This window comes from Thiocapsa sp. C2-2m, from assembly GCF_041903745.1.
GTDB lineage: Bacteria > Pseudomonadota > Gammaproteobacteria > Chromatiales > Chromatiaceae > Thiocapsa > Thiocapsa roseilacustris.
Window position 1 is genome coordinate 24,925 of sequence record NZ_JBBWVD010000025.1, and the last position, 24,883, is coordinate 49,807.

18 protein-coding genes and 1 pseudogene are annotated in these 24,883 nt (G+C 62.9%); 4 read left to right on the forward strand and 15 right to left on the reverse strand.

Annotation, left to right across the window (positions count from 1 at the left end; translation table 11 throughout):
- Positions 1 to 2: 2 nt before the first annotated feature.
- The 5 genes from AADX97_RS18675 to AADX97_RS18695 all read right to left on the reverse strand — a co-directional run bounded on the left by AADX97_RS18675 (position 3) and on the right by AADX97_RS18695 (position 5,291).
- Positions 3 to 863, reverse strand: coding sequence for a hydrogenase expression/formation protein (locus AADX97_RS18675; RefSeq protein ID WP_374235594.1), 861 nt, complete (start codon positions 861 to 863; stop codon positions 3 to 5).
- On the reverse strand, positions 860 to 1,528 hold the full coding sequence (locus tag AADX97_RS18680; protein ID WP_374235597.1) for a HyaD/HybD family hydrogenase maturation endopeptidase: 669 nt from the start codon (positions 1,526 to 1,528) through the stop codon (positions 860 to 862). The genes AADX97_RS18675 and AADX97_RS18680 overlap by 4 nt, the downstream gene beginning before the upstream one ends.
- On the reverse strand, positions 1,525 to 2,217 hold the full coding sequence (gene cybH / locus AADX97_RS18685; protein WP_374235599.1) for a Ni/Fe-hydrogenase, b-type cytochrome subunit: 693 nt from the start codon (positions 2,215 to 2,217) through the stop codon (positions 1,525 to 1,527). Before cybH ends, AADX97_RS18680 begins: the two co-directional genes overlap by 4 nt.
- Before the next feature lie 204 nt (positions 2,218 to 2,421).
- A complete protein-coding gene (locus AADX97_RS18690) occupies positions 2,422 to 4,212 on the reverse strand; it encodes a nickel-dependent hydrogenase large subunit (RefSeq protein WP_374235600.1) in 1,791 nt (596 codons plus the stop codon).
- A complete protein-coding gene (locus AADX97_RS18695) occupies positions 4,209 to 5,291 on the reverse strand; it encodes a hydrogenase small subunit (RefSeq protein ID WP_374235601.1) in 1,083 nt (360 codons plus the stop codon). The genes AADX97_RS18690 and AADX97_RS18695 overlap by 4 nt, the downstream gene beginning before the upstream one ends.
- 345 nt (positions 5,292 to 5,636) lie before the next feature.
- Between AADX97_RS18695 and AADX97_RS18700 the strand changes: the two genes are divergently transcribed.
- On the forward strand, positions 5,637 to 6,182 hold the full coding sequence (locus AADX97_RS18700) for a DUF1415 domain-containing protein (protein WP_374235602.1): 546 nt from the start codon (positions 5,637 to 5,639) through the stop codon (positions 6,180 to 6,182).
- Between the two features lie 221 nt (positions 6,183 to 6,403).
- Positions 6,404 to 7,222, forward strand: a complete 819-nt coding sequence (locus AADX97_RS18705; RefSeq protein WP_374235604.1) for an arsenite methyltransferase — start codon at positions 6,404 to 6,406, stop codon at positions 7,220 to 7,222.
- A 123-nt stretch (positions 7,223 to 7,345) separates the two neighbouring features.
- Here AADX97_RS18705 and AADX97_RS18710 read toward each other — a convergent pair whose 3' ends face one another.
- From AADX97_RS18710 to AADX97_RS18725, 4 genes are all read right to left on the reverse strand, one after another.
- Positions 7,346 to 7,927 (reverse strand): coiled-coil domain-containing protein, encoded by a 582-nt coding sequence (locus AADX97_RS18710; protein ID WP_374235606.1) that lies wholly within the window; start codon positions 7,925 to 7,927, stop codon positions 7,346 to 7,348.
- Between the two features lie 144 nt (positions 7,928 to 8,071).
- Positions 8,072 to 10,264: a nitrite reductase gene (locus AADX97_RS18715; protein WP_374235608.1), complete on the reverse strand. Its 2,193-nt coding sequence runs from the start codon at positions 10,262 to 10,264 to the stop codon at positions 8,072 to 8,074.
- Entirely contained in the window at positions 10,261 to 10,914 is a 654-nt protein-coding gene (locus AADX97_RS18720) for a cytochrome b/b6 domain-containing protein (protein WP_374235673.1), read from the reverse strand. The genes AADX97_RS18715 and AADX97_RS18720 overlap by 4 nt, the downstream gene beginning before the upstream one ends.
- Positions 10,914 to 11,954, reverse strand: coding sequence for a nitrate reductase (locus AADX97_RS18725; protein WP_374235610.1), 1,041 nt, complete (start codon positions 11,952 to 11,954; stop codon positions 10,914 to 10,916). The genes AADX97_RS18720 and AADX97_RS18725 overlap by 1 nt, the downstream gene beginning before the upstream one ends.
- 367 nt (positions 11,955 to 12,321) lie before the next feature.
- Here AADX97_RS18725 and AADX97_RS18730 point away from each other — a divergent pair, with 367 nt between their 5' ends.
- Together AADX97_RS18730 and AADX97_RS18735 are read left to right on the forward strand one after the other, a co-directional pair.
- Positions 12,322 to 14,184, forward strand: a complete 1,863-nt coding sequence (locus AADX97_RS18730; protein ID WP_374235612.1) for a phosphoenolpyruvate carboxykinase (GTP) — start codon at positions 12,322 to 12,324, stop codon at positions 14,182 to 14,184.
- Positions 14,185 to 14,188: 4 nt separating this feature from the next.
- Positions 14,189 to 14,956 (forward strand): hypothetical protein, encoded by a 768-nt coding sequence (locus tag AADX97_RS18735; protein WP_374235614.1) that lies wholly within the window; start codon positions 14,189 to 14,191, stop codon positions 14,954 to 14,956.
- A 374-nt stretch (positions 14,957 to 15,330) separates the two neighbouring features.
- Here the strand turns inward: AADX97_RS18735 and AADX97_RS18740 are convergent.
- From AADX97_RS18740 to ppsA, 6 genes and pseudogenes are all read right to left on the reverse strand, one after another.
- Positions 15,331 to 15,777 (reverse strand): annotated as a pseudogene (locus AADX97_RS18740) (putative PEP-binding protein); the annotation flags it as partial.
- The gene (locus AADX97_RS18745) at positions 15,773 to 16,822 is read right to left on the reverse strand and encodes a Fic family protein (protein ID WP_374235616.1); all 1,050 of its coding nucleotides are present in this window, start codon (positions 16,820 to 16,822) and stop codon (positions 15,773 to 15,775) included. The pseudogene AADX97_RS18740 and the gene AADX97_RS18745, both read right to left, overlap by 5 nt.
- A 102-nt stretch (positions 16,823 to 16,924) precedes the next feature.
- On the reverse strand, positions 16,925 to 17,680 hold the full coding sequence (locus AADX97_RS18750; RefSeq protein ID WP_374235617.1) for an SNF2-related protein: 756 nt from the start codon (positions 17,678 to 17,680) through the stop codon (positions 16,925 to 16,927).
- Positions 17,677 to 19,263 carry a hypothetical protein gene (locus AADX97_RS18755; RefSeq protein WP_374235619.1) on the reverse strand — a complete coding sequence of 529 codons (1,587 nt, stop codon included), beginning with the start codon at positions 19,261 to 19,263 and terminating at the stop codon, positions 17,677 to 17,679. The genes AADX97_RS18750 and AADX97_RS18755 overlap by 4 nt, the downstream gene beginning before the upstream one ends.
- Positions 19,260 to 20,552 (reverse strand): hypothetical protein, encoded by a 1,293-nt coding sequence (locus AADX97_RS18760; RefSeq protein WP_374235621.1) that lies wholly within the window; start codon positions 20,550 to 20,552, stop codon positions 19,260 to 19,262. Before AADX97_RS18760 ends, AADX97_RS18755 begins: the two co-directional genes overlap by 4 nt.
- Positions 20,553 to 20,812: 260 nt before the next feature.
- Positions 20,813 to 24,397 (reverse strand): phosphoenolpyruvate synthase, encoded by a 3,585-nt coding sequence (ppsA, locus tag AADX97_RS18765; protein WP_374235623.1) that lies wholly within the window; start codon positions 24,395 to 24,397, stop codon positions 20,813 to 20,815.
- Positions 24,398 to 24,883 lie beyond the last annotated feature (486 nt).

Genomic DNA, 24,883 nt, shown 5'->3' on the forward strand with positions numbered 1-24,883 from the left:
GTTCAGTCCAATGCCAGCAGAATCTCCGCCAGCCGGTCGCGGCTGTCGTTGATATCTTCTTGAGCGGCGAGCGCGGCGATCGGGACATCCGTGACCTCCAGCGTGCTCAGGATGAGACGATCGTCCGAGTTGAAGTGCTGTACCCACCAGACCTGCCGAGTGCCGCCGGCGACAATCCGGCAACTGCCGTAGCCGCGCGAGAGGATGGTCACATGCCCCCGGCCGAGACGTTCGTCGAGATAAAGATGGTCTTGCTCGGTCATGGGAAGCAAGGTCAGATTGATGATGTGGGCCAAGGTGCCGGGACACCATTCGGCGACCTTGGCCTCGATCTCGGCGATCAGCGCAGGGGCGTTCATGACGCCGTCCGGGAGATCTCCGATGGGTCCGATTGTCTCGGTCGTCCCGAGAAATGCGGTGTCCCTCACGAAGCTCGGGATCTCGGCCACCTCGATCAGCTCGCGGCGTGCGCCACTGTCGGACGCGGGGACGTGCAGCCGCCAGACCCCGGCGAGTCGTGTCTCCTGAGCGCGGATGTCCTCCAAACCCTGTTGAATGACACTGACCTCGCCCTCGCCGAGCGTCTGGTCGACGAGCCGGCGATTGAGGGTGTCGATTGAGTTTAGGTCCAGGACATCCGCCGGTTGGCCCACGCGGTGCCTTACCAGCACCGCATGCAGACGCCGCAAAAGATCCAGTCCGGCCGCGCAGTCCTCCAGTTCCTCCGGCTCGGGCAGCAGCGGGGCTTCGTAGGTCGCCATGCCTTTCGGCATCGAGAGGTAGTCGGGGCCTTCGTCGACCACGACGCTGAAGGGTGTTCCCGGCATCCGTCGTGTCGTCGTGAGGTCTATCGGTGTCGTCATGGTTGTTTGCCAAGGTTGATCGCCCGGCTGGACAGGCTCGCCAGGACGCGCTCGTCGCCGATTCTGCAGGCGACCTCGGGTGCCGGCCGACCGGATTCGTAGGAGCTCAGGCCAAGCGACGGATGAGGCAGATCATGGGTGTCGGCGCTCGAATCGCCCCGCCGCTGCGCGACGACGCCGAACTGCGCCAGATACTCCAACGCCATTGCGATCGCCGAGGCGATCCGCGCCTTGACCTGCGGCCGCAGGCTGCCGCCGAAATCATCCAGCTCGACCGGCTGCACGCCGATCAGGAGCAGATGCTGCGGATAGTCGCCGAGCATGGACGCGAGGGCGAGCACCTCCTGGAATCCGGTCTGGTGCAGGCTCATCTTCTTGGCACCGAGGAAGCGCGGCACCTCGCTGCCCTCGACCCGCTTCATGGTGCCCGGCGGCAGCCCGTAGTCGACCGCGTCGAAGACCACCAGCACATCGGCCGTGCGGACCCGATCGACAAGATAGATCCCCTGGGTCCCGCCGTCGAGCAGTTGCACGTTCGGCGGCATCATCCAGTCGTGCTGCATCGTCTCCACCGCCCGCACGCCGAAACCCTCGTCGGCCCAGAGTAGGTTGCCGATACCCAGGACCAGGATGGCGGGGTTGTTCCCGATGGCTCGGTCGCTCATGGCCGATCGTCCTTAAACATCCGCCAGCCGCTGACCATGGTGCTGATCAGGCTCTGGCGCGACATGATGTCCTCGCGAATCGCCGTGTAGACATGCAGCATCACGAAGACGACGATCACCCACATGCCCCAGTGGTGCCACATGCGCACGTCCTGACTTTGGCCGACGAAGGGGATGACCCAGCCGAACAGCTCGTCCTGCCAGCTGCCGAGCCCGGTCTGCTCCGAATAGAGCGCGAAGCCGGTGACGATCATCACCAGACCTCCCACGGTGATGATGACCACCATGAAGAGGTGAGCAAGCGGATTGTGGCCGATATATTTGGCTGGCTCGGCTTCCTTGAAGGCATACCAGCGGACCTCGTGAACCAACTCGTGCCAGAAGCTCGCGCGCCAGAAGGGCAGGGTGAACAATTGATGTGAGTAGCGATTACCGACGAAAGCCCAATAGATCCGGAAGATGAAGGCGATCACGAAGACATAGGCCGCGGCGAAATGCGCGAAGCGGATATAGCCCATCACATAGTGATCGCTCGCCTCGCCGGGCAAGGTCGGGAGCGGGCTACCGATCAGATAGCCGCTGATGGCCAGAATGGTAATCGAGAGTGCATTGACCCAATGCCAGGCCCGCAAGGGTGCCTGATAGACGTAGACAGCGGTTCGTTTGACCTGTGGAAGGCTGGTGTTCATGTTGTCATCCCGAGTGTGAGCGATGAATCCGGGTAATATGCACAGGAGAACCCCGGCCCTCGTTCGTAATTTCGGCCATCGTGTCACGTGGCGCAGAACGCCACGGGGCATGCGTGACACCGCGGAGCGGATGTCACGAGCTCCTTGCATGTTGCGTCGAGGCCAAGCTCACCCCGAGCCCATCAAGCGGCCTCGAGACGCGTTTCAGCGAACCTTGATGCGGGTGAGCTCCTCCCCGTCCGGCCCCATGATGTGCGTCGCACAGGCCAAACAAGGATCGAAGCTGTGCAGGGTGCGCAGGATCTCCAGGGGCTCGTCCGCCTTGGCCAGCGGGGTGTTGAGCAGCGATGCCTCGAAGGCACCGATGTTCCCCGCCGGGTCGCGCGGCGAACCGTTCCAGGTGGTCGGCACGACCGCCTGGTAGTTCTCGATCTTGCCGTGCGTGATCAGGATCCAGTGCCCGAGTGCCCCACGCGGGGCCTCGGTCGTGCCCACACCGCGCGCCTCCTTCGGCCAGGTCTTGGGATCCCAGTTGTCGACATTGGCGGTCGCCGTGTCGCCCGCCTTGATGTTGGCGACCAGCTTGTCCTGGAAATAGCGCATCTTGTGGGCCGACCAGGAGGCCTCCAGCCCGCGCGCGGCCGTGCGGCCCAGGGTCGAGAAGATCGCCTCCAGCGGCAGTCCGAGATCGGTCAGCACCTTGTCGACCGGTTCCTTGAACTCGGGGATGCCCTGGGCGTAGCCGATGACATAGCGCGCCAGCGGACCGACCTCCATCGCATGTCCGCGCCACCGAGGGGCCTTGATCCAGGAATACTTGGCCTGCTCGTCGAGCGCCTCGATCCGGGTGCGGCTCCCGACTGCGTTGGGTCCGAGCACGAAGTTGGGCTCGGTCACCCCGTCCCAGGGATGCAGACCGCGCGTCTCGTCTTTGTAGCTGAACCAGGAATGATCGACGAACTCCTGGATCTCCTCCGGGTTGCGCAGGTCGATCTCGTGAATCTCGTTGAGATTGCCGTTGATGATGGCCCCGCGCGGCAGGAGCTGGTTCTCCGCCGAGTCGTCGTTTGCATGATCCGGGATGTCGCCGTAGGACATCACCGCCTGACTGCTCAGCCCGCCGCCGTAGGTCCAGTCCTTGTAGAAGGAGGCGATTGCGATCAGGTCCGGGATATAGACCTTGTCGATGAACGCGATGGTCTGGTCGATGATGCTGCTGACGAGATTCAGCCGCTCCATGTTGATCGCGCCGACCGCGCCCGTGCCGCTGACATTGATGGCACAGGGCATCCCGCCGACCAGCCAGTTCGGATGCGGGTTCTTGCCGCCGTAGACGGTGTGGATCTTCACGATCTCCTTCTGGAAGTCGAGCGCCTCCAGATAGTGGGTGACCGCCATCAGATTGGCCTCGGGCGGCAGCTTATAGGCCGGACTGCCCCAGTAGCCGTTCATGAAGGGTCCGAGCTGGCCGGACTCGACGAAGCGTTTGAGCCGATTCTGCACGTCGCGGAAATAGCCCGGCGAGGACTTGGGCCAGTCGCTGATGCTTTGCGCGAGCGCGCTCGTCGCCTTCGGATCGGCGCCGAGTGCGGACACCACATCCACCCAATCCAGCGCATGCAGGTGATAGAAATGCACCAGATGGTCGTGTGCCTGGAGCGTGAGCTGCATGATGTTGCGGATGGAGTTGGCGTTCTCCGGGATCGCGATCCCGAGCGCATCCTCGACCGCGCGTACCGAGGTCAGGGCGTGGGTGCCGGTGCAGACGCCGCAGATCCGCTCCGTGAAGGCCCAGGCGTCGCGCGGATCGCGACCGCGCAGAATGACCTCCAGCCCGCGCCACATGGTCCCGGTACTGACCGCGTTGCGGATCACGTTGTTTTCGTCGAGATTCACCTCGCAGCGCAGGTGTCCCTCGATACGAGTGACCGGGTCGACGACGACGCGTCGCCCGGCGGTATCGAGCTCGAAGCCGTTGGGCGTGGTGACGCTCATGCTTGGTCATCTCCCTTCTTGTCTTGGGCGTGTTTGTAGACGCTGACGGCCGCATGGGCGGCGATGGCGGCGCCCACGCCGGTGGCGACGGCGATGCCGGTGCGATCGGCATTGGCCTCGACGCCGAAGGCGTGGGTATCGGTGACGTGCTGATAGAAGCTGCCCTTGTCCCAGAAGCCGTCCTCGGAGCAGCCGATACAGCCGTGTCCGGACTGGATCGGGAAGGAGACCCCGCCGTTCCAGCGGATGGTCGAGCAGGCGTTGTAGGTGGTTGGTCCCTTGCAGCCGACCTTATAGAGACAGTAGCCGCGGCGTGCGCCCTCGTCGTCCCAGGTCTCGACGAACTGGCCGGCGTCGAAGTGCGGCCGGCGGTAGCATTTGTCGTGGATGCGCTGGCCGTAGAACATCAGCGGGCGACCCTGGCGGTCCAGCTCCGGCAGCCGATCGAAGGTCAGGATATAGGTCAGGACCCCGGTCATGACCTCCGCGATCGGCGGACAGCCCGGCACCTTGATGACCGGCTTGTCGCGGATGACCTCGTGGACCGGGGTGGCGCGCGTCGGATTGGGCCGTGCCGCCTGCACGCAGCCCCAGGAGGCGCAGGAGCCCCAGGAGATGACCGCCTTGCAACTGTCGGCCATCTCCAGAAGCTGCTCAATGAAGGGACGTCCGCCGACAATGCAGCTCATGCCGTCCTGATTGAGCGGCGGGTTGCCCTCGACCGCCAAGATGTAGTTCCCGGCGTGCTTGTGGCGCACCTCCTCCAGGATCGCCTCCGCCTGATGCCCGGCCGCCGCCATAATGAGATCATCGTAATCCAGCGAGATCATCGAGAGGATCACATCGGACACCAGCGGATGCGCGGAGCGAATGAAGGACTCCGAGCAGCAGGTGCATTCGAGCCCATGCAGCCAGACCACCGGGATCCGCGGCTTGGTCTCCATCGCGTGCGCGATCTTCCCGGCGAAGGCCGGCGCGAGTCCGAGCGCGGTGGCCGTCAGGCTGCAGAACTTGAGGAAGCTGCGGCGCGTGATCCCCTGGCGCCGCATGACCTCGTAATAGGTTTCGGTGGTTGGCATCTGGTTGTCGTCCCCGCTATACGTCGGCGCCTGGATGGAACCGGACGGTCGAGGACTTATTAGCAAAAGGGTTGCCATGCATTATTTGATATATAAAAACAATATGTTACGTGATTTATGCGAGTTATGCTCGGCCTGGAGTGCAAGGATGGCTGACAAGTTTTGAGGCCGGATGTAAAAATGCTTTGCAGTCGAGCAGGCGCAGCAGAGTGAGGTGCCGCCATCGGACTGCTGCCGGCTTACGAACCTTTACCCGCGTCCCGGACGTATACTTCAGACCTGCTTCGTGTGGGCTCCGGAACCGCCCCGAATTCACCTTTCCACTTGCAGGAATGAGCTCAATAGATGATGGTTGAATCCGAAGACGTCATCGCGCGGACCAAAAAATGGATCTCGGAGGTCGTGATCGGATGTGGCATGTGTCCCTTTGCGGCAAAAGAACTCAATCGCGGCGCAATACACTATCGGGTCGAAAGCGACTCCGATACGGAAGCCTGTCTTCGGGTCTTTCTCGAGGAGTGCCGTCGCCTTGATGCGAACCCGTCGATCGAGACGACGCTGCTGATCCTGCCTGGTGCTTTCCCCGATTTCGACGATTATCTGGACTTGGTTGAAATGGCGGAAGATCTTCTGGAAGCGGAAGGCTATGAAGGTCAGTATCAGGTTGCCGGCTTCCATCCCGAGTACCGTTTTGCCGATGCGCCCGACGATGATCCGGCAAACTATACGAACAGATCGCTCTACCCGATGTTGCACCTGCTCCGCGAAGCGAGCATCGAAAATGTGCTGGACCGATACCCTGATGCGGAGGCTATCCCCGAAAGGAATATTGCATTTGCCCGCGAGAAGGGACTTGACTATATGAAGGCGCTGAGGGAAGCCTGCTTTTAAACCGCGCCCGGCGCGGTATGCGATGTTTTTGGATGGGATCGGCCTCGGCAGACGTGACGAGCGTTGGAGTCTGCGCGGTTTAAGATATTAGAAAATATTAAATTTAAACCGCGTCTCACCGAGATCGAGGGCATCTCCAAAGCCAAATGCAAAATGAAAATGACGCATGTCGCTTGGACGCGGTTTAGTTCGTTCACGGCATGACCCTACGGGAGGTCCGAATGAAGAGTAGCGAGCAAGAGAGTCTTCGCCAAGCGGTGCGCGATCGCTACGGGGCGACGGCACGGGCAGCCACGGCGGGCGAGGGGGCGGATTGCTGCGCTCCGTCCTCTGCGGGCGGTTGTTGCGGGCCTGTGTCGATCCAATCGAGCCTGCTCGGGTACAGCGCGGCCGAGACCGCTGCCGTTCCCGAGGGTGCGGATCTCGGCTTGGGTTGCGGCAATCCCCAAGCGATCGCGGCGCTGAAGCCGGGCGAGACGGTGCTCGATCTGGGCAGTGGCGCCGGATTCGATTGTTTCCTCGCCTCCAGACAGGTCGGGGAGACCGGTCGTGTCATCGGCGTCGACATGACACCTGAGATGCTGGCCAAGGCGCGCAGCAACGCGGAGGTGCACGCCGATGCGGTCGGGCATCGCAACGTCGAGTTTCGACTCGGCGAGATCGAGAATCTCCCGTTGGCGGATGGCTCGGTCGACGTCGTCATCTCCAACTGCGTGATCAACCTGTCTCCGGACAAAGCCCGTGTCTTCGCGGAGGCGTTTCGGGTGCTCAAGCCGGGCGGGCGATTGGCCATCTCGGACATCGTCGCGACCGCCGAGCTGCCGGAGGATCTGCGGTCGGATCTGTCGCTCTATACGGGTTGCATGACCGGGGCGGCCGGGATCGATGCGCTTGAGCAGATGCTGCAGGGTGCGGGTTTCGAGCAGGTGCGCGTGTCGCCCAAGCATGAGAGCAGGGAATTTATTCGGGACTGGGCCCCTGGAACGCCGGTCACGGACTATCTGGTCTCTGCGAGTATCGAGGCGATCAAACCGGGCTAAACCGCGCCGGCTCCGACAGTCATCGGAGCCTGCGCGGCCAAGCCATTCCAACACATGACGCACACCGCACCGGGCGCGGTTTAATTGCGATCGGCGCGAGTGTGGCGGCCCCGCGCCGCCTTCTCAGAGCAGCTTGACCAAAGCCGCAAGCGCGGCAACCTGGCCCAGCATCAGCGGAACAATCCACTTCAGCAGATCGACCTTGGTGCGCTCGATCGCGGCATGAACGTTGGCAATATCCTTCTGGACCTCGTTTCGAAGCTCGGCGATGTCTTTCTGAACCTCACCCCGTAGCTCGGCGATGTCTTTCTGAATCTCACCCCGTAGCTCGGCGATGTCTTTCTGGACCTCGTTTCGCAGCTCGGCGATGTCCTTATGGACCTCGGCTCGCAGCTCGGCGATGTCCTTATGGACCTCGGCTCGCAGCTCGGCGATGTCTTTCTGGACCTCGCCTCGTAATTTGGCGATCTCCTTGTGCATGTCCGCCCGAAGCTCGGCGATGTCTTTTTTGAGCTCGCTGCGGACCTGCTCGATTTCCTTTTGGAGACGCAGCTCGGATTCGCGGACATCCGAGCGAAGAGCGACATCGCCGCCTCGCGGCCATTGTTGCTCCAAGGCATCGATGGTGTCGACGATCAGCCGAAAGCGCGTCGTGTCGTCGGGCGCCTCGGTGAGGCTTTCATACAGTCTCAGGGCGAGTCCCATGCTGTGCTCCTGATGTCAAGTTCCCCGGCCGGCGCGGTTCAAAGGATTAAAAAATTCTAAATTCTAAACCGCGTCTCACTGGATCGAAGATATCTCCGAAGCCAAGCGCACAATGAAAACGACGCATGTCGCTCTGGACGCGGTTTAGCCGCCGTCCGTCGCGGAGAGGCTTGCTGCGGGGCGGAGATTCTCGACGATGTCGAGGTTCTCGAGCTCCGCCGCACGCTCCTCCGAATAGCCCAAGGCACGGTAATTCAGGATGCCGCTCGGCGAATGACATTCGACGCAGTCGCGGCCTACGGGCTGAATGCCGTGATTGACCATGAGCGAGCCCATCTGACGCATCCACTTGGGCTCGACGTTCTCAAGCGCCCCGTCGACCAGCGGATAATCGGTCTTCCATCCACCGCTGACCCCAAAATAGGCCATGAACTCGTCCATCATATAGAGCTTGAAGGGCTCTTGGTACATGCGCTGTACGATGGGATCGCGGATCGCCTGCTTGACGGACGCGGCCGTGTCACCCGCTTCGTAGTAGGTCGCGTAATCGAACGGCAGGATCATGGCGCCGAACGGGCCTTGATTCCCCATGTCTTCGTACATCATGGCGTTGAACAGCTTGAAGGGATAGATGCGGCTTTCCCCGTCGTTCATGTGGGCACGCAGGTTGTCATCCAGCATCCGGCGCCGCTCTTCCAATTGTTCGGGCGTGAGCTGGGAGAGCGGGTCGGTCGCGGCCTCGACATAGGCGTCCACGTCGATGTCGGGATAGGTCTTCTTCAACTCGATCGCCTGCTCGCGCACGGCGGCGAGGATCTCGGGATCATCGATTCTGGCCAGTTGCTGCATTAGCGGGTCATACTCGGTCGAGCCGTTCGGATTATTGCCCAAGGCGTTCGCCAGGAAGGTTCCGTTGCCGTTGAACCAGAGGAAGGTGAAACCCTTGTTGACCTCGCCGGAGCGATAGACGTCGGTGGGTGTAAAGATCCCTTCCTCCGCATCCCAGGTCGGGTGAACCCAATCGCGGAGCACGACGTTGCTATCCTCAAGCTCCCGGATATGACAGGTCTCGCAGGCGATCCGATCGAGATGCCCATTGAGTAATGCCTTGTGCTCGGAGCGGTTGTGCGGTGCGATGCTGTGACAGGTCACGCACGACACCTCGACATCCGGCAGATCGTTGGCGACGAGATCGACGCCCATCCGACCACGCGGGATCTTGTGACCTTCCGGGACATGACAGTCGGTGCATTGCAGACCGGCCGCTGCATGTACGTCGTCCTCTGGGCTGAACGGGTTGCCCCGCTTAGCGCCCGTGTGAAGCAGGCGCTGGTGCTTGTCTCCGAGCGCCTTTGCGGCCTCGTTGTGCAGATAGGCATCCCCGCCCATGTTGTGCTGATGGCAGTTCAGGCAGTTCTTGGTCGTCGAGCGCCCCACGGTGAGAGCGGCGCGCATCGTCCGATCCTGATTCCAGCGCAATCCGACATCATCGCGGATCACATACCGCTGGTTCATGTCGTACTCCGTGGAATGACAGATCAAACAGTCAATACCTTCCTTGGCAACATCGGGGACATCGCCGATCGGCATCATCTTTTCGGTCGCCGGCTGATAGTTCCCGCCGATATGGCATTGGCCGCAACCTTCGCTGCGTAAGGCGACCTCGCCATGCGCCGATTCGGGTCGACTCTCCACCAGCGCCGCCCAGCCGGTCCAAGAGAAGCTGCCGGGGATGCCGCAGGCCCGGTTGATCTTGCCGACCGGGATCGGACGACTGCCCTCGGCGTTCACTTGGCGTCCGTCGTAGCCGTAGGTCGAGAAGCCGCCTCCGGCATCGCTCTGGAACTTGAAATGAACCGAGTTGACGATGTCGTCGAGTGTATCGACCTCGGAGGTACGTCCGTCGTGATGCTGGACCTTGATGGTGGCGTGACACTGCAGGCAGGTCTTGGGTCCTTCGTATTGCAGGATCTTCGCATCCCGAAAATACTTGATGTGCGTCGGCTCATGCTCAAGCATGAAGGACTGCGTGTTCATGAGCATCTCGACCTTGACCCGTCGCGCGAAGGCGTTGTCGTCTTGCCCGACAATGGCCTCGGCGGCCGCGCGGCGCGCGCTCAGCGAGAGCTCGGTCGCCATCGCTTCCAGCTCCTCCTGCGTGATCGGCTGACTGTTGGCGTAGGTCAAAGGCGCGTTGGATTTACCGACGTAGGCGTCGAAAACGATCGGATAGACCACCTTGTAGAGTACAAACAGGACGAGCAGTCCCACCGCGGCCGTGATGAGAAGCCGACGTGCGTTCTTGGGTGTCAGCAGGGTTTTGGCGAATGCGTTCATGGTGTCTCACGCGGGGTCGGAGTCTCGGTACGGGGCGGGTCGGTTTCGCGATGCCAGCCGGTGATCATGGCGCGTAGATTCGAAAAGACCGTATCGCCGGTGGTGATGATGTAGATGTGCACCAACAGGAACAGGGCCAGGAGATAGCTGACGACGACGTGGGTCATGGCGACGACCCAAACGCTGCCGAGGCCGAACAGGGTCTCCGGCAGATAGACCGAATAGAGAAAGGCCCAGCCGCTGAGGATGAGAATCGGCATCAGACCGTACATGACGCCGAGGTAGCTCAGCTGTTGAAGTGTGTTGAACTTCATCGCCTCGGTGACGTGGAACGGATGCGGATCGAGCCGAAAGATTCCGATCATGTAGTAGCGCGTCTGGGCGATCAAATCCCCGATGAGTGTGCGAAACCGGATACGATAGTGGCGCGCATTCGCGCTCCTGGCATTGACGACGATGAAGCCGATCCAAGCGATGGTCAGGAGGATCCCGGCTGTATTGTGCACGACCCGCGCGGTGGCGAATGGCATCAGCCAATCGGCCCCGGCGTAGTGCATGCTGACCCCGGAGGCGATCAAGGTCAGGAATAAGAGTGCGTTCATCCAGTGCCAAAGCCGCAGCCAAGCCGGATAGAGATACAGCGATTTCATCATGCCCTCCGATTTGCCCGACGGGCGAGATAGCGACCGACACCGTGTGCCGCGAGCAGCAGGACCATCAGGCCCATGATGATCAGGCTGATTCGGTCGAGCGTCGGACTCTTGCTCATGCCGACCACATAGGCCTCGTTGAAGACGGCCTTGGCGAGCAAACCGCTGCGGGCGATATCTTCCTCCGATCGAAAATGATACAGCCGCGCGAGGAGCTGCGAATCGGCGGAGTGACAGCTCACGCAATTCTTCGCGCTGTCCTCGGCCGGCAGAATCTCATGGTTTGCGAAGAGTGCGACGGGTGTGTGGCAGTCGACGCACCGCACCGAGCCCCAGTGGGCGTCGCGGTTCGGCAGCCAGTCATGGCTCGTGCTGGATGGTGCGATCAGCTCCTCATGGCAAGACAGGCAGACCCCGTTGTGGTTCCGCACGATCTGCGCGATCGGGTCCCCGACCGCGGCCGGTCGGAAGCGATGCGGGTCGTGGCAGGAGTGGCAACTGAAGCCGGCGGCCTTCGGTGAGTCCGAGACCGCGTGGACGCTGTGCTTGAACTCGGCATCGATGTCCACCCACCCCCGGCTCAGGTTTTGGTCGTCGTCCTCGTGACAGCCGATACAGTCCAGATCGCCGGGAGCAGGCCGGTCCGGATGCGGATAGCGTCGATAGCTGCGGCGATGACAGTCGATGCAGGCCAGCTCGCCGTGGACCGAGTGCGCGAGCCCCTCGCGATCGATCGACAGATCGACGATGTCGCCGTTCTCGGGGTTTCGATAGGCAAGGGTCGACATCGCATGACAGCGCAGGCAGGCGTGTCGATCCGCAGCGGCTTCGGCGAGCTGGAGGTCGAGCGTTTGGTCGGCGGTGTCTGGAAGCGCCGCCTCGATCGTGTCGGCAGGCGCGCTCAAGGCCAAGAGGCCGACGCATAGGCCGAGCAGCAGTTGTGCCCACGGCCTTGCCGGCTGAGCCGTCCGTCCTGGGTTTTCATCGTCGGGGCGGTCTTGGTCGATACCTTGGATCGCCCGGTTGCGTGATGCTTTCATTTCACGTCCTGGTTGAAGCGGTGCGGTTGGATTCGTCGCCAACGCGCAACGAAGGTCGAATAACCCGCAGGTAGCCGTCGAGCGTGCATTGATGTGTCGTTCCCGGTGTGGGGCGGAAACGCGAGATCTCGTGACGGAGCGAGACATGCGCCTGACCTGGATCCTACGCGCAGAGGGAAACCGATTCCAGAGCCGCCGTGGGCGTGCGTCATGTGCGGCGTTCCTCGGTTCCGATGTGAACTGATGGCACGTTATTTGATTTACTCGATCCCCTCCGATTCCAGCCCAGCCGGGAGGCTGGAATCCGGTCGTTTTTTCGAGGATGATCGTCGCTTGTTCCATCTTGTTTCGACAGCAGGAGTCCGGTATGACCACCAGGCACGACGGGGAGACCCGCACTCAGAACCGTCATCTCCTGGACTGGGTGACTGAGTTGGCCGAGCTCTGTCAACCTGATCGCATCTATTGGTGCGACGGATCTCAGGAGGAGTACGATCGACTCTGCACCGAGATGGTCGATGGCGGCACCTTCGTCCGGCTGAACCCGGAGAAGCACCCCAACAGCTTCCTCGCCCGCTCCCATCCAAGCGACGTGGCGCGGGTGGAAGACCGCACCTTCATCTGCTCTCTGCGCGAGGAAGACGCCGGTCCAACCAACAACTGGCTTGAGCCGCGCAAGGCCAAGGCCCTGCTCAAGGGGTTGTTTAGGGACTGCATGCGCGGACGTACGCTCTACGTGATCCCCTTCAGCATGGGTCCGATCGGCTCGCCGATCGCGCATATCGGCGTGCAGATCACCGACTCGCCCTACGTGGTGGTGAATCAGCGGATCATGACCAGGATGGGCCAACGAGTCCTTGACACCCTAGGCGATCACGGCGATTTCGTGCCCTGCGTGCATTCGGTCGGCGCGCCACTGCAACCCGGCGAGCAGGATGTGCCCTGGCCTTGTGCGAACAGCATCGAGGACAAATACATCGCCCACTTCCCCGAGACCCGCGAGATCTGGTCGTTCGGAAGTGGTTACGGCGGCAACGCACTGCTCGGCAAGAAGTGCTTCGCGCTGCGGATCGCCTCGGTGATGGCGCGCGACGAGGGTTGGCTGGCCGAGCATATGTTGGTGATGGGCGTGGAGTCGCCCGAGCATGAGAAGCGCTATGTCGCCGCCGCCTTCCCGAGCGCCTGTGGTAAGACCAATTTCGCCATGCTCATCCCGCCGAAGGGCTTCGAGGGCTGGAAGATCACCACGGTCGGCGACGACATTGCCTGGATCAAGCCCAATCCCGCCGACGGACGCTTTTACGCGATTAACCCGGAGTACGGCCTTTTCGGGGTGGCCCCTGGGACAAACGATGACTCCAATCCCAACGCCATGGCTGCGTTGAGCGCGAATGCCATCTTCACCAACTGCGCGCTCACCGATGACGGCGCCGTCTGGTGGGAGGGCATGACCAAAGAGCCGCCCGATCATCTGATCGATTGGAAGGGCGAGGACTGGACGCCGGGTTGCGGTCGGCACGCGGCCCATCCGAACGCTCGATTCACCGCGCCCGCCTCGGCCTGTCCCTCGATCGATCCGGAATGGGAGAACCCCAAGGGCGTGCCTATTAGTGCCTTCCTGTTCGGCGGCCGGGTCAGTCGGCATTTCCCTCTGGCGTTCCAGAGCTATAACTGGGAGCACGGCGTCTATCTGGCCGCCACCATGGGCTCGGAGGCCACTGCCGCAGCGATCGGACAGGCGGCCGTGCGGCGCGACCCCATGGCCATGCTGCCCTTCTGCGGCTACAACATGGCCGACTATTGGCGGCATTGGCTGCGGATCGGCCGGCGCTGCGTCTCCACCCCGCCCCGGATCTTCCGCGTCAATTGGTTCCGCAAGGACGAGCACGGGCGCTTTATTTGGCCTGGATTCGGCGAGAACATGCGCGTGCTCGAATGGATCGTCAAACGCTGCAGCGACAGCGGCTCGGCCGTGGAGAGTCCGATCGGCTGGATCCCGGACTATGAGGCTTTCAATTGGGACGGGCTGGATTTCGATCGCGAGCGTTTCTATTCGATCATGAACATCGATCGCGAGTCGGCCCGACTGGAGACCCATGATCAGGAGGAGCTCTTCACGCGCTTCGGTGACCACATGCCGCGCGAGTTGGAAAGCGAGCGCGAGCTGCAGCTTGCCCGGCTCTATCACTCACCGGCACTCTGGGATCTGTCCAGTACCAAGAGGTCATGATCTGGTGCCGAGACGATCCTTCGCGGCCGGTCCGTCGAGACTATTGGCGTCCCTGTCGCGCTTGCAGTTCAAGCGGTCGGTCTCGGCCGTAAGCGCTGGCACCGCGTCCGATAAGGCCGCCTGCGTCATCGCGGCTTTACCGGCCTATCAGGTCGCGCTCTGGCCCGACGGTTGGGTGCTCGACGCGCGCGGCGAGGTGGCGGTGCGTGATACACACGCCATGGCCGAGGCGCGGCGCTGGTATGCGCTTGCCGATCAGGCGGCAGGGCGGCCGCGGATGGATCGGGCCATGCGTCTCCATGGCACCTTTGTTCCGCGCCCCGTCGTCGCGCTGGCCGGGCAGCGCTTCGCGTCGGAGTCCGTCGCCTCGGTGGCCTTGCAGCTTGTGGCGGGGGATTGGATCGCGCAACGGCGGCAGCAGCTTCTCGCGGCGCCCGACCAGGCAATACGTGCGAGCCGGCTTGGCTGGACCGGTTCTCGACATGCCGCCGATCCAAGCATCGAGGCGATGATGGCCTGTGTCGGGCAGGTGTTGGGCGATTGTCGGCGAGAAGGGCTCATTCCGCCAGCAGACTGCGACCTGACGGTGCGTTCGGACGATGGATTCGGGATTCGCGGCTATCGCTGTCTCATCACCGTGGATTTGGACAGCTCCGCGTGCGCGCGATTTCGCGAGGAGATGCAGACGGCCTTGGTGCCCTGGAATCGCGCCGTGGTGCGCGACAGCCTGGCCCATCCGCTGATCAAGGTCGAGGTGCGCGTTCGCAGGTGACCGGCCTTCCTCATCGTGCGCCCGCCGACCGGTCGGGACGAGCGAGAGCGAAGTCCACCGAACCCTGCGCCGGCGCTTGGTGGACTGCGCTGCGCTTGTCTAGCCGACCACTGCGGAATTCTCTCGGGACGCCGACGCTGTATGCCGGATGAGGCGATCGTTCATCCGAACCAATTTCCTGAACCGCGTCCCCTCGACAACGCCAGAATCGACCGAGGCCCTATCGACCTCGGTACCCGCATGCGCCCACGGGGACGTGGTTCAGACTCAGAGCGTCTTCGCCTGCTCCGCCAGATAGATCCAGGTGTCGATGACGGTATCCGGATTGAGCGAGATGCTGGTGATCCCTTCCTTGAGCAGCCAGTCGGCGAATCGAAGCATTCCTGGAAATTCGGTGCGACATAGCGACCGGCGCCCCGGAACCCGATCATCGGATTCTCTTCCTCGGGCTCGTAGCGCGTCCCGCCGACCAGGTTGGCGTATTCGTTGGATTTGAAGTCCGACATGCGCACGATGACGGTGTTGGGCGCGAAGGCTGCGGCCAGGGTTGAGATGCCTTCGGCGAGCTTGGCGATATAGAACTCGCGCGGGCTGGCATAGGCGGCGATGCGCGGTGCGATCCTGGCCTTGAGGTCCGCCGGGAGCTGGTCGAATTCGGGCAGCGCTTTGGGGTGGATCCCGATCATGTTGTTGATGATGAACTCCAGACGCGCCAGACCGATACCGGCGTTCGGCGTGGCCGCGAAGGCGAAGGCGCGGTCCGGGTTGCCGACGTTCATCATGATCTTCACCGGGATCTCGGGCATGGCCGAGAGTTCAGCGCAGCTCGTACCAAACCCCACGACCACTGCCGTGCTGATTCAGTGTGCCGCGTTCGACCAAGGCGCGGAAGTGCTGCTTGAGCGTATTGCGACTGGCTCTGGTCAGCGCGATAGCCTCTCCCATCGTGACCCGACCATGCTCGCGGGCGAACTCGACAATCACGAGCTGCAATTCAGGCATGGTTGCCAGCACGATCCGTTCGCGCTCGACCTTTTTCTCCAGTCGCCGTACCTGCTCGGTGAGCGAGCGCAGGAAAAACTCCAGCCAGGGCTGCCAGTTCGGCGACTCCGTGCGGATCGTGCCCTGGTTCTGGCGCAGCGCCAGGTAGTAGGCGTCCTTGTTCTGCTCGATCACGCTTTCCAGGGAGCTGTACGGCACGTAGGCATAGCCGGCTTGCAGGAGCAGCAGCGCGGTCAGCACACGGGAGAGCCGGCCGTTGCCGTCCTGAAAGGGATGAATCTCCAGAAACACGACGATGCAAATGGCGATGATCAGCAGCGGATGCAGTCGCGCCGTTTCGCGCGCTAGGTGCACCCAGGCTACCAGTTCGGTCATCAGGCGCGGCGTGTCGAAGGGCGATGCGGTCTGGAACACGATGCCGAGTTGCGCCCCGGTGTCATCGAAGGCGGCGACGCTGTTGGGATGGGTCTTGTAGTGGCCGCGATGCCGAGCGTCCTTCTCGCTGTGGCGCAGCAGGATCTGGTGCAACTGCTTGATGTGGTTCTCGGTGAACGGGATGTCCTGCCACGATGAAAAGACCAGATCCATCAACTCGGCGTAACCGGCGACTTCCTGCTCGTCACGGGTCGCGAATGACTGGATTTCCAGATTCGAGAGCAGCCCTTCCACTTCCCGATCAGATAGCTTGCTGCCCTCGATGCGGGTCGAGGAACCGATGCTCTCGATGGTGGCCACCCGCCGCAAGGCCGACAGACGGTCAGGCGCGAGCGTACCCAAGGCACGCCAGGCGCCCTTGAACTCGTCGATCCGGGCGATGAGATTCAGGATCTCGGGGGTGATCTGGAGGGTGTCGGCTTTCGGCATGAACCAATACTACACCCATTTACGCCCATTTTTGCCTGCCTCTGCCTTGGCACAGCAGCGCGAACAGCATGACGATGGATCATCGGTAAAAATCGTTGCGCCTCAAGGATTGAATCTCGGAGCGCAGGCATTGAGTTCCTTGAGGCGATCCTTTGGGACGCGATCCCATGCGTTGGCGGGTAGCAACGAGCCGAAGAGGCTGGCGTCGAAGACGTGCTGCCGGCTCTTGACGCGGTCCCACTGAAAGGCGTCGTAGGTACCTTCCAAGACAAGTTGACGCACCTCAACAAACGGCGGCTCTCCTTGTTTTCCATCCTCAATCCACTTCCTCGCGAGCCGCTCCCAGAGGCTGCCCTTGCGGTCAACGCGGCCGATCTGCTGCTCAAGAACGGCAGGGTTCCATTCGGCGTGGAACTGAACCACGACGCGACAGGACTCGTGCAGGTTGAGCCCCTCACGCCCGACTTGGCTCTGCGCGATGAGAACCCACGGCGAGGCATCAGTGGCGGACGCCTCACGGAGAAACCCGGTGAACGTCGTCAGTTCCTTCGGAGGCGGCGCGCTGGTTCGCAACTTCCGCGACTCCGCGAGCCACTGGTGCATGAGTCCGTGGGGCACGACAACCGCCGCGCGACCGCCCGCGTCGAGCACTGCGTGAACCACCGCGCACGCGATGCGCGTCTTGCCGGTGCCGACCTCGTCGGCGAGTACGAGACCGCTCTGCGCCAGCCGCTTGGCCATCCATGCAAGCGAGGCCCGCTGACCGTCGTCGAGATCCTGCTCTTCACGCGGCTTCGCCGCGTCCTCTGCGACAAGCTTCTGAAGCGCGGTAGCCGCGCGCGTCCACGAGAAGCTCATCGGAGACCCCATGCTCGCGCCGCGCCATCGAGCACCTCGGAGTACCTGGCTTTCTGCTGTTCATTCAGATTTGGTGGTCGCAGTTCCTCTGCCTTAAGGTGCAGGAATATATTGAGACGATGCGTCCGCCAGGTCTCAATGAGTGCTTGAGGAAAGGATGCATGGAACATCCGATCGAGATGGCCGAGCCAGTCGTCCAGCATCGACTCCGGCAGCGCCCCTTGAAGCGCCGCGACCTTCTCGATGAGTTCGGCGGCCGCGTCCAGCGCATAGGTTTTTTCCAGCTCGCTTCTCTCGCCCTTCCTTTCTCCAGGCCGCTTCTCGCGGCTCTTGTCGCGACCATCCTCTTCGTCACTGTCATCGTCGTCCGTAGCCTCGGCAGGACGAATTGGGAAATCGAGGAGGGCCGCAAGCGCATCAGCGTAGGTGTCGAAGCGTGGCGGTTGCCACCCAACGCGCCCGGCGGCGTCCACGATGGGTACGACCCACCTGTGGGCGCTTTCGCCAGCGACGTTGAGCGCGGTTGGACTCTCGTCGTTCTGCAGCGGGACGCCGTCCCCTCTCTTCACGTCGAACCAGTCGCGGCCCGTCCAGGAGATGCTCACGCGCAACTCGGTCGAGACGTCATCGCGCCAGAGCAAGCGCAGATGTTGGGACGGCGAAGTCTCGATCGTCGCCGAGAGGATCGGCGGTGCTTCCATGATGGGCTGCGTGTCCGGCGCGTCGCCCACCTGGCCGATGGCCCACTCCTCGTCGCCAACGGTCTCGGCTTCGTCCGACCAGAACAGCCAGCGCTCGATCGCCTCACCATCGAGCCGTTCGTCGACCGCGAAGACCACGCCAGTCTCCACGTTCCCATCGGCCATCCGGCCGTGCGTGAGGATGCCGCGGCGCGAGAGGTTGCCGGACCCGAGGTAGAGCCAGCCGTTGCTCACGTGGCCATCGCGGAGATAGCCCGCGTGGATGAAGCGCGGTTTGCGGTTCGCAGGATCAAGCGAAGATGCCGCCGCGAGGAGCACGTCGAGCCGTGCGGTCAGCTTGTGCTCCTTCACCGGGAGCGGCTGCTCATCGCGATGGAAGCGCCGCGCGAGGAGTGTCTCGACGAACGCAGCCGCCGCTGCGACGTCGGCGCGGTCCTCGACACGGGCGCTGCCGACGAGCGGGAGATCGACGACCCACACGAGCTCGAGCTGCTGCCGCGCCGATGTGTACGTGTAGTTGGCCGTGAGCACGGCGAGCCGAAGATGGACGGGTGCGCCCTCCCGGCTCGGTGCGAACGCCAGCAGCGCGACCTTTGCGTGCAGCAGCGAACCAGGTGCGACCGCGCGCGGCTGAAACTCGTGGAGACCAGGGATGCGCCCAGGCGGAAAGACTCCCTGCCGCGACGACGACGCATGCCCGTCCAGCATCAGGTACACGAGCACGTCGCCCAGCGCCGCGCGTTGCCGTGGCCGCAGCCCGGTGAATCGCTGCACGGCATCCTCGAGGAAGTCATCTGCGCCGGTCATGGCGACGAGAGCGGCGCTGTACCCGACCATGCCCTCGGGCGGCACGAAGATGTCGAGCAGCGTCTCGGCGCTCATCGCGCACCTCGCTGGTCGACGTCGCGCAGGAGCGAGTGGAGGTTCGCGATGCGGAACGTTCGCCCTGTCCGATCTGGCTCGATGCTCGCCGCGCCGTCTTCGAGGTCGCTCGCTTCATCGGTGCCGTCGACGACGCGGAACAGCGGGCCGCGGGTGACGGAGCCGTCGGCGAGCCCGAGCACCTCCCCAGAACGTCGGGCGAGGATTCGGATACCTTCCACGTCGTCGCCCGCAGCGACTGTGTCTGCGAACGACCGGCTCGTTGCCTCCTTGACGCCCGCTGTGTTCGCCTTCTCGACGTAGTTCTTCGAGGCGGTCCGGAGGTCCTTGGTCGACTTCTTGAGCGCCGAATCACTGGCCAGAGTCGTGAGCTTCACACCGCCACGCCCGGGCTCGACCGCGCGGGTCAGGCTCGCAACCGCGTCACGCGCCCGGTCGAGCACTGCGCCGAACGCACGCGCTGCGACGACTTCGTTGGCCTGCTCGCGATGACCGGCCTCGCGGAGACGAGCGACGACGCCATCCTCGATGCTCGGAAGGTCTCCTGCGCGTCCAATCGCGCGGGCCAGCCGCTGCTGCTTCTCGCTCGCAGACGTCGAGGTTCCGAGCAGCCGTGAACGTACCAGGGCGCGCTCGTCGTCGGTGGGGTGTTCGGGCGACAGCGCTTGCAGGAGGGTCTTGGGCCAGCCCGAGATCTCGCGGTTGCCTTCGAGCCACCCGAGCAGCCATCTGCGAAGGCTGGTGCCGCCTTTCCCGACGGGTTGGTCAAGGAATGCGCTGGCCAGCGCGCGCCCGACCGGCTCCAGCTCGAACGGATCGAAGCGCGAGCCCCTCGCGAAACCAAGCCCACCGTCGACACGGATCGCACGCGTCGCGGCTTGGCGGTGCGTGTTGCGGACGTAGTTCTTCGCTTGGCTCAGCCGCTGGAAGGACCATACGGAACTCTCGGTATCGCGGCCAAACGCTCTTCGCCCGAGGATACGGCGCGAGCGTTCCTCTCGGTCGTCTGGATCCTTTCGATACTCCAGCTTGCACGCCAGCGCTTCGATGCCGTGGCAGATGACGGTGGGCTTCGGTACGTTCGAGCCGTGGCTCGCAAGCTCTTCATGGAGCGCTAGCGCGGCCAAAGGCCAGGAGAGCTGCCGCACGAACCAGATGCGCCCGAGTCCGGGCACCACGAGTTCACGAAAGAACAGGTCGGCCGCGCGCAGATTGAAATCGAGAGAGAGACGTGACGACGTGACTTCACATGGAGCGGGGGAGAACCAGTATGCGGCAGCTTCACTCATATCGCTTTCCAGTCACAAGGCTCCGCGTTGCACGCATGTGCCGGCGATTCAAGCTTGGAGGGTCCTGCCCCGACGGGGGGGAACTGCGCTGCACGAGTTCACCTTGACGCGACGAAAGTGATTTCAGGAAAAGGATCTACCGGCAGAGCCGGAACCAGGAAACGTGGTCGAAGGCTCTACTCGTTGTCGTTGTCGTTGTCGTAATCGGATTCCGGCCGACAACGACAACGACAACGACAAAATTCTGCGGCGGTTCAGCCTCAGAGCGTCTTCGCCTGCTCCGCCAGATAGATCCAGGTATCGATGACGGTATCCGGATTGAGCGAGATGCTGGTGATCCCTTCCTTGAGGAGCCAGTCGGCGAAATCCTTGTGGTCCGACGGGCCCTGACCGCAGATGCCGACATACTTGCCTTGGGCGCGGCAGGCGGCGATCGCCATCGACAGCATCTTCTTCACCGCCGGATCGCGCTCGTCGAAGCTCTCGGCGACCAGGCTGGAGTCGCGATCCAGTCCCAACGTGAGCTGGGTCATGTCGTTGGAGCCGATCGAGAAGCCGTCGAAATACTCCAGGAACTCCTCCGCCAGCACGGCATTGGAGGGCAACTCGCACATCATGATGAGGCGCAAGTCGTTCTTGCCGCGCGCAAGGCCCTGCTCGGCGAGCGCCTCGACGACCGCCTTGGCCTGTTTGAGCGTCCGCACGAAGGGGATCATGATCTCGACATTGGTCAGACCCATGTCGTTGCGCACGCGCTTGAGCGCCTCGCATTCGAGCTCGAAGCATGCCTTGAAGTCCGGTGCCACGTAGCGTCCGGCCCCCCGGAACCCGATCATGGGGTTCTCTTCCTCGGGCTCGTAGCGGGTGCCGCCGACCAGGTTGGCGTATTCGTTGGACTTGAAGTCCGACATGCGCACGATGACGGTGTTGGGTGCGAAGGCGGCGGCCAGGGTCGAGATGCCTTCGGCGAGCTTGGCGATGTAGAACTCGCGCGGGCTTTTGTAGGCGGCGATGCGCGGTGCGATCTTGGCCTTGAGGTCCGCCGGGAGCTGGTCGAATTCGAGCAGCGCTTTGGGGTGGATCCCGATCATGTTGTTGATGATGAACTCCAGACGCGCCAGACCGATACCGGCGTTCGGCGTGGCCGCGAAGGCGAAGGCACGATCCGGGTTGCCGACGTTCATCATGATCTTTACCGGGATCTCGGGCATGGCCGAGAGTTCGACGGTCTTGTAGTCGAACGCCAGCTTGCCGTCGTAGATGAGACCCGTGTCGCCCTCTGCGCAACTGACGGTGACAAGCTGGCCGTCCTGCACCACGTCGGTCGCGTTGTTGCAGCCGACGACAGCCGGCACGCCCAACTCGCGGGCAATAATCGCCGCATGGCAGTTGTTGACCAGCACCGGGGAATAGCGCTCGGTGAAGACGATATAGTTGTGATGGTCGGCCACCGTGATGTTGTAGACCGCCTCTTCCCCGCGCGTCTCGACCAGACGGACTCGGGATTGACGGACATCCGAATCCAGCAGGGTTTGCAGGCGCGCGGCCTGCGCGGAATCCAATCGCGGCAGGCTCTCGGCGATGGCGCGCTCGGCGATCAGATAGCCCTTTCTGACCCGGTTGTTGACGTCCGAATTGACATCGGCGCTGAAGAGTTGGCGCGTGTTGAAGAAGCGGCTGCCGACCCGGCGCTCGTCACGACACTTGACGCGCTGCGTATACTGCCCGATCAGATCGAGTTTCTCGACGATCTGCACGTTATGGATGTGGCGGTTGCTGGTGACCTGCGGCACCGTGCCAAGCCGAAGACAGGCTACCGCGACGGCTTGCAGCGTTTCGGTATCCGACACATACAGATTGACGCGGCCATGCTTGAAGCTGCCATCGCCATCGATCAGACCGGCGAGGAAACTCGCGGCCAAGTCGACGTCGGCCTGCAGGAGCGTGGTGACGATGCCCTCCTGTTCGAGGCTCAGATCTTCGGCGATGGCCTTGGAATAACAACGATAGGCGTTGGCCTGACCGACGACTTGCGCGCCCCGGATGAAACCTTGCGAGACCTGTTTGGCGGAGGTACTGAAGCCCTTGCCATAGTTCTCCAGCAGCGCTGTGTTCATGCGGGCGATGAACTGCTGCTTGAGCTCGGTCGGCTTCTTGATGAAGGTCACCTCGCCGTGGGTCCGGGTCAGATGGATGTGGCCATCGCTCATGAGCCCGCCGAGCAGATAGGCCAGCGAGCGCTCTTTGTCGGTGGAGCTGGAGAGCTGCGGCAAATGCTGAGCGAGCAGGACGGCGTCGCCATCCTCAAGTATCCGCTGCATCTCGCTGTCGACCAGCTTTGCTTCCGCCAGATTGAGCATCTTGTGATCAGGCGTCAGGGTCAGGGTATTGCCCTGCATCCGGCCGGTCTGAGAGATCTCGACCTTGATCGTGGCCGCCTGCTTCTGTATGACGGCTTCGACCGGCTTCCATTCGACCTTGAGCGTATCGCGATGCAGGGAGGGCACGCGGATTCCATCGTGCCCACGCGCATGGAGATCGGCGAAGGTCATGAATCCCCGGTTGGTCAGCAGGAGGGTGTCACCGGAGAAGCAGGTCCGCCCGCCGCGGTTGGTGACGATGGCCGCCGCGCGCTTCATCACCGGCTCCCAGTCGGGGTCGGTCATGTCTGTGATCAGGACGTCGCCGGCCTCGACACGGTGCATGTCGGCGATGCTCGAGACGATCTTGGCCGCGCCGGCGCCGATGCGGCTGCCGATACTGCGACCGGTGGTGAGCACCGGCCCCTTCTCGCGCAGCACATAGCGCTCGATCACGTTTCCGGAGCGGCTCTGCACGGTCTCTGGACGCGCCTGTACGACATAGAGCTTGCCGTCGTTGCCGTCTTTGGCCCACTCGATATCCATCGGGCGGCCGTAGTGCTGCTCGATCAGCACCGCCTGGCGTGCGAGCTGCTCGATCTCGGCATCCGTGATGCTGAAGCGCTGCCGATCGGCGTCGGGGACATCCTCGGTGCGCACCGGGCTTTTGGTGCCCGCGGTGCCGTCGTAGACCATGCGGATCGCTTTGTCGCCGACGCTGCGGCGCAGGATCGCGGGCCGGCCGGCGGCGAGCGTGGGCTTATGGACGTAGAACTCGTCGGGGTTGACCGCGCCCTGCACGACCATCTCGCCGAGCCCGTAGCTCGAGGTGATGAAGACGGCGTCGCGAAAACCCGATTCGGTATCCAGCGTGAACATGACCCCGGAGGCGGCAAGATCGCTGCGTACCATGCGCTGGATGCCGGCCGAGAGGGCGACATTGCGGTGCTCGAAGCCCTGATGGACGCGGTAGGAGATGGCCCGGTCGTTGAACAGGGAGGCGAAGACCTCCTTGATCCGGTGCTTGATGTTGTCCAGACCCTCGACGTTGAGGAAGGTCTCCTGCTGACCGGCAAAGGAGGCGTCGGGCAGATCCTCGGCGGTGGCCGAGGAGCGCACGGCCCAGGAGACCGCGGCGGTGCCGGCCTCGGCGGTCAGACGGGCGAAGGCGTCGTCGATCGCCGCTTCAAGCGCCGCCGGGAAGGGCTGCTCCATGACCCATCCGCGGATGCGCGGGCCGGCCTGGGAGAGCGCCGTGACGTCGTCGACGTCCAACGCGTCGAGGACCGCTTGGATGCGCTCGTCCAGTCCATCTTTGGCGAGGAACTCGCGGTAGGCGTCGGCGGTCGTCGCAAATCCGCCCGGCACCTGAACACCCAGGTCGGTGAGGTTCTGGATCATCTCGCCGAGCGACGCGTTCTTGCCGCCGACGACGGGGACGTCGTCCATTCCGAGCTCGCTCAGCCAGCGGACATAGTCGGTCATCTTGATCGTTCTCCAATTGCGGGGGGATGTCGGGCGGGACCGGGCGGATCGCGGGCTAACGCGGGCGGAACCGGGCGGTGCCGTTGGGCCGCGGGTGCGCGACGGTCGGGCCGGGCGACGCATCGAATCGGACAGCGAAATCGACGCGCGCGAGGACCCTTGTAAGCGCTCCGACGTAACGCGGCAATATAACCTACTTCGAAAATGGTCGCCTTCGGGCTAAGTCAATCTTGAGCATTGAGAAACGGGCGATCGGTCGCTTCCCTTTTCATCGGGGTGCGGTGGGTCTGCCGAACGACCGTTCCCCGGTGATCGATATTCAAGCTCGAGGCGAGGTCACGTGTCGGAACTACCATGAGCTCTGAATCCAATCGTTGTCGTTGTCGTTGTCGTTGTCGTTAGTCGCTGTCGAGGACGACAACGACAACGACAACGAGAACCGCGGTAAAGGTATTCTCTCGTCGAGTCGTTTTACTTCTTTTTCAT

Coding starts and splice junctions, on each gene's coding strand:
- AADX97_RS18675 (WP_374235594.1), bottom strand. CDS start 863: ATGACGACACCGATAGACCTCACGACGACACGACGGATGCCGGGAACA.
- AADX97_RS18680 (WP_374235597.1), bottom strand. CDS start 1,528: ATGAGCGACCGAGCCATCGGGAACAACCCCGCCATCCTGGTCCTGGGT.
- cybH (WP_374235599.1), bottom strand. CDS start 2,217: ATGAACACCAGCCTTCCACAGGTCAAACGAACCGCTGTCTACGTCTAT.
- AADX97_RS18690 (WP_374235600.1), bottom strand. CDS start 4,212: ATGAGCGTCACCACGCCCAACGGCTTCGAGCTCGATACCGCCGGGCGA.
- AADX97_RS18695 (WP_374235601.1), bottom strand. CDS start 5,291: ATGCCAACCACCGAAACCTATTACGAGGTCATGCGGCGCCAGGGGATC.
- AADX97_RS18700 (WP_374235602.1), top strand. CDS start 5,637: ATGATGGTTGAATCCGAAGACGTCATCGCGCGGACCAAAAAATGGATC.
- AADX97_RS18705 (WP_374235604.1), top strand. CDS start 6,404: ATGAAGAGTAGCGAGCAAGAGAGTCTTCGCCAAGCGGTGCGCGATCGC.
- AADX97_RS18710 (WP_374235606.1), bottom strand. CDS start 7,927: ATGGGACTCGCCCTGAGACTGTATGAAAGCCTCACCGAGGCGCCCGAC.
- AADX97_RS18715 (WP_374235608.1), bottom strand. CDS start 10,264: ATGAACGCATTCGCCAAAACCCTGCTGACACCCAAGAACGCACGTCGG.
- AADX97_RS18720 (WP_374235673.1), bottom strand. CDS start 10,914: ATGAAATCGCTGTATCTCTATCCGGCTTGGCTGCGGCTTTGGCACTGG.
- AADX97_RS18725 (WP_374235610.1), bottom strand. CDS start 11,954: ATGAAAGCATCACGCAACCGGGCGATCCAAGGTATCGACCAAGACCGC.
- AADX97_RS18730 (WP_374235612.1), top strand. CDS start 12,322: ATGACCACCAGGCACGACGGGGAGACCCGCACTCAGAACCGTCATCTC.
- AADX97_RS18745 (WP_374235616.1), bottom strand. CDS start 16,822: ATGCCGAAAGCCGACACCCTCCAGATCACCCCCGAGATCCTGAATCTC.
- AADX97_RS18750 (WP_374235617.1), bottom strand. CDS start 17,680: ATGAGCTTCTCGTGGACGCGCGCGGCTACCGCGCTTCAGAAGCTTGTC.
- AADX97_RS18755 (WP_374235619.1), bottom strand. CDS start 19,263: ATGAGCGCCGAGACGCTGCTCGACATCTTCGTGCCGCCCGAGGGCATG.
- AADX97_RS18760 (WP_374235621.1), bottom strand. CDS start 20,552: ATGAGTGAAGCTGCCGCATACTGGTTCTCCCCCGCTCCATGTGAAGTC.
- ppsA (WP_374235623.1), bottom strand. CDS start 24,397: ATGACCGACTATGTCCGCTGGCTGAGCGAGCTCGGAATGGACGACGTC.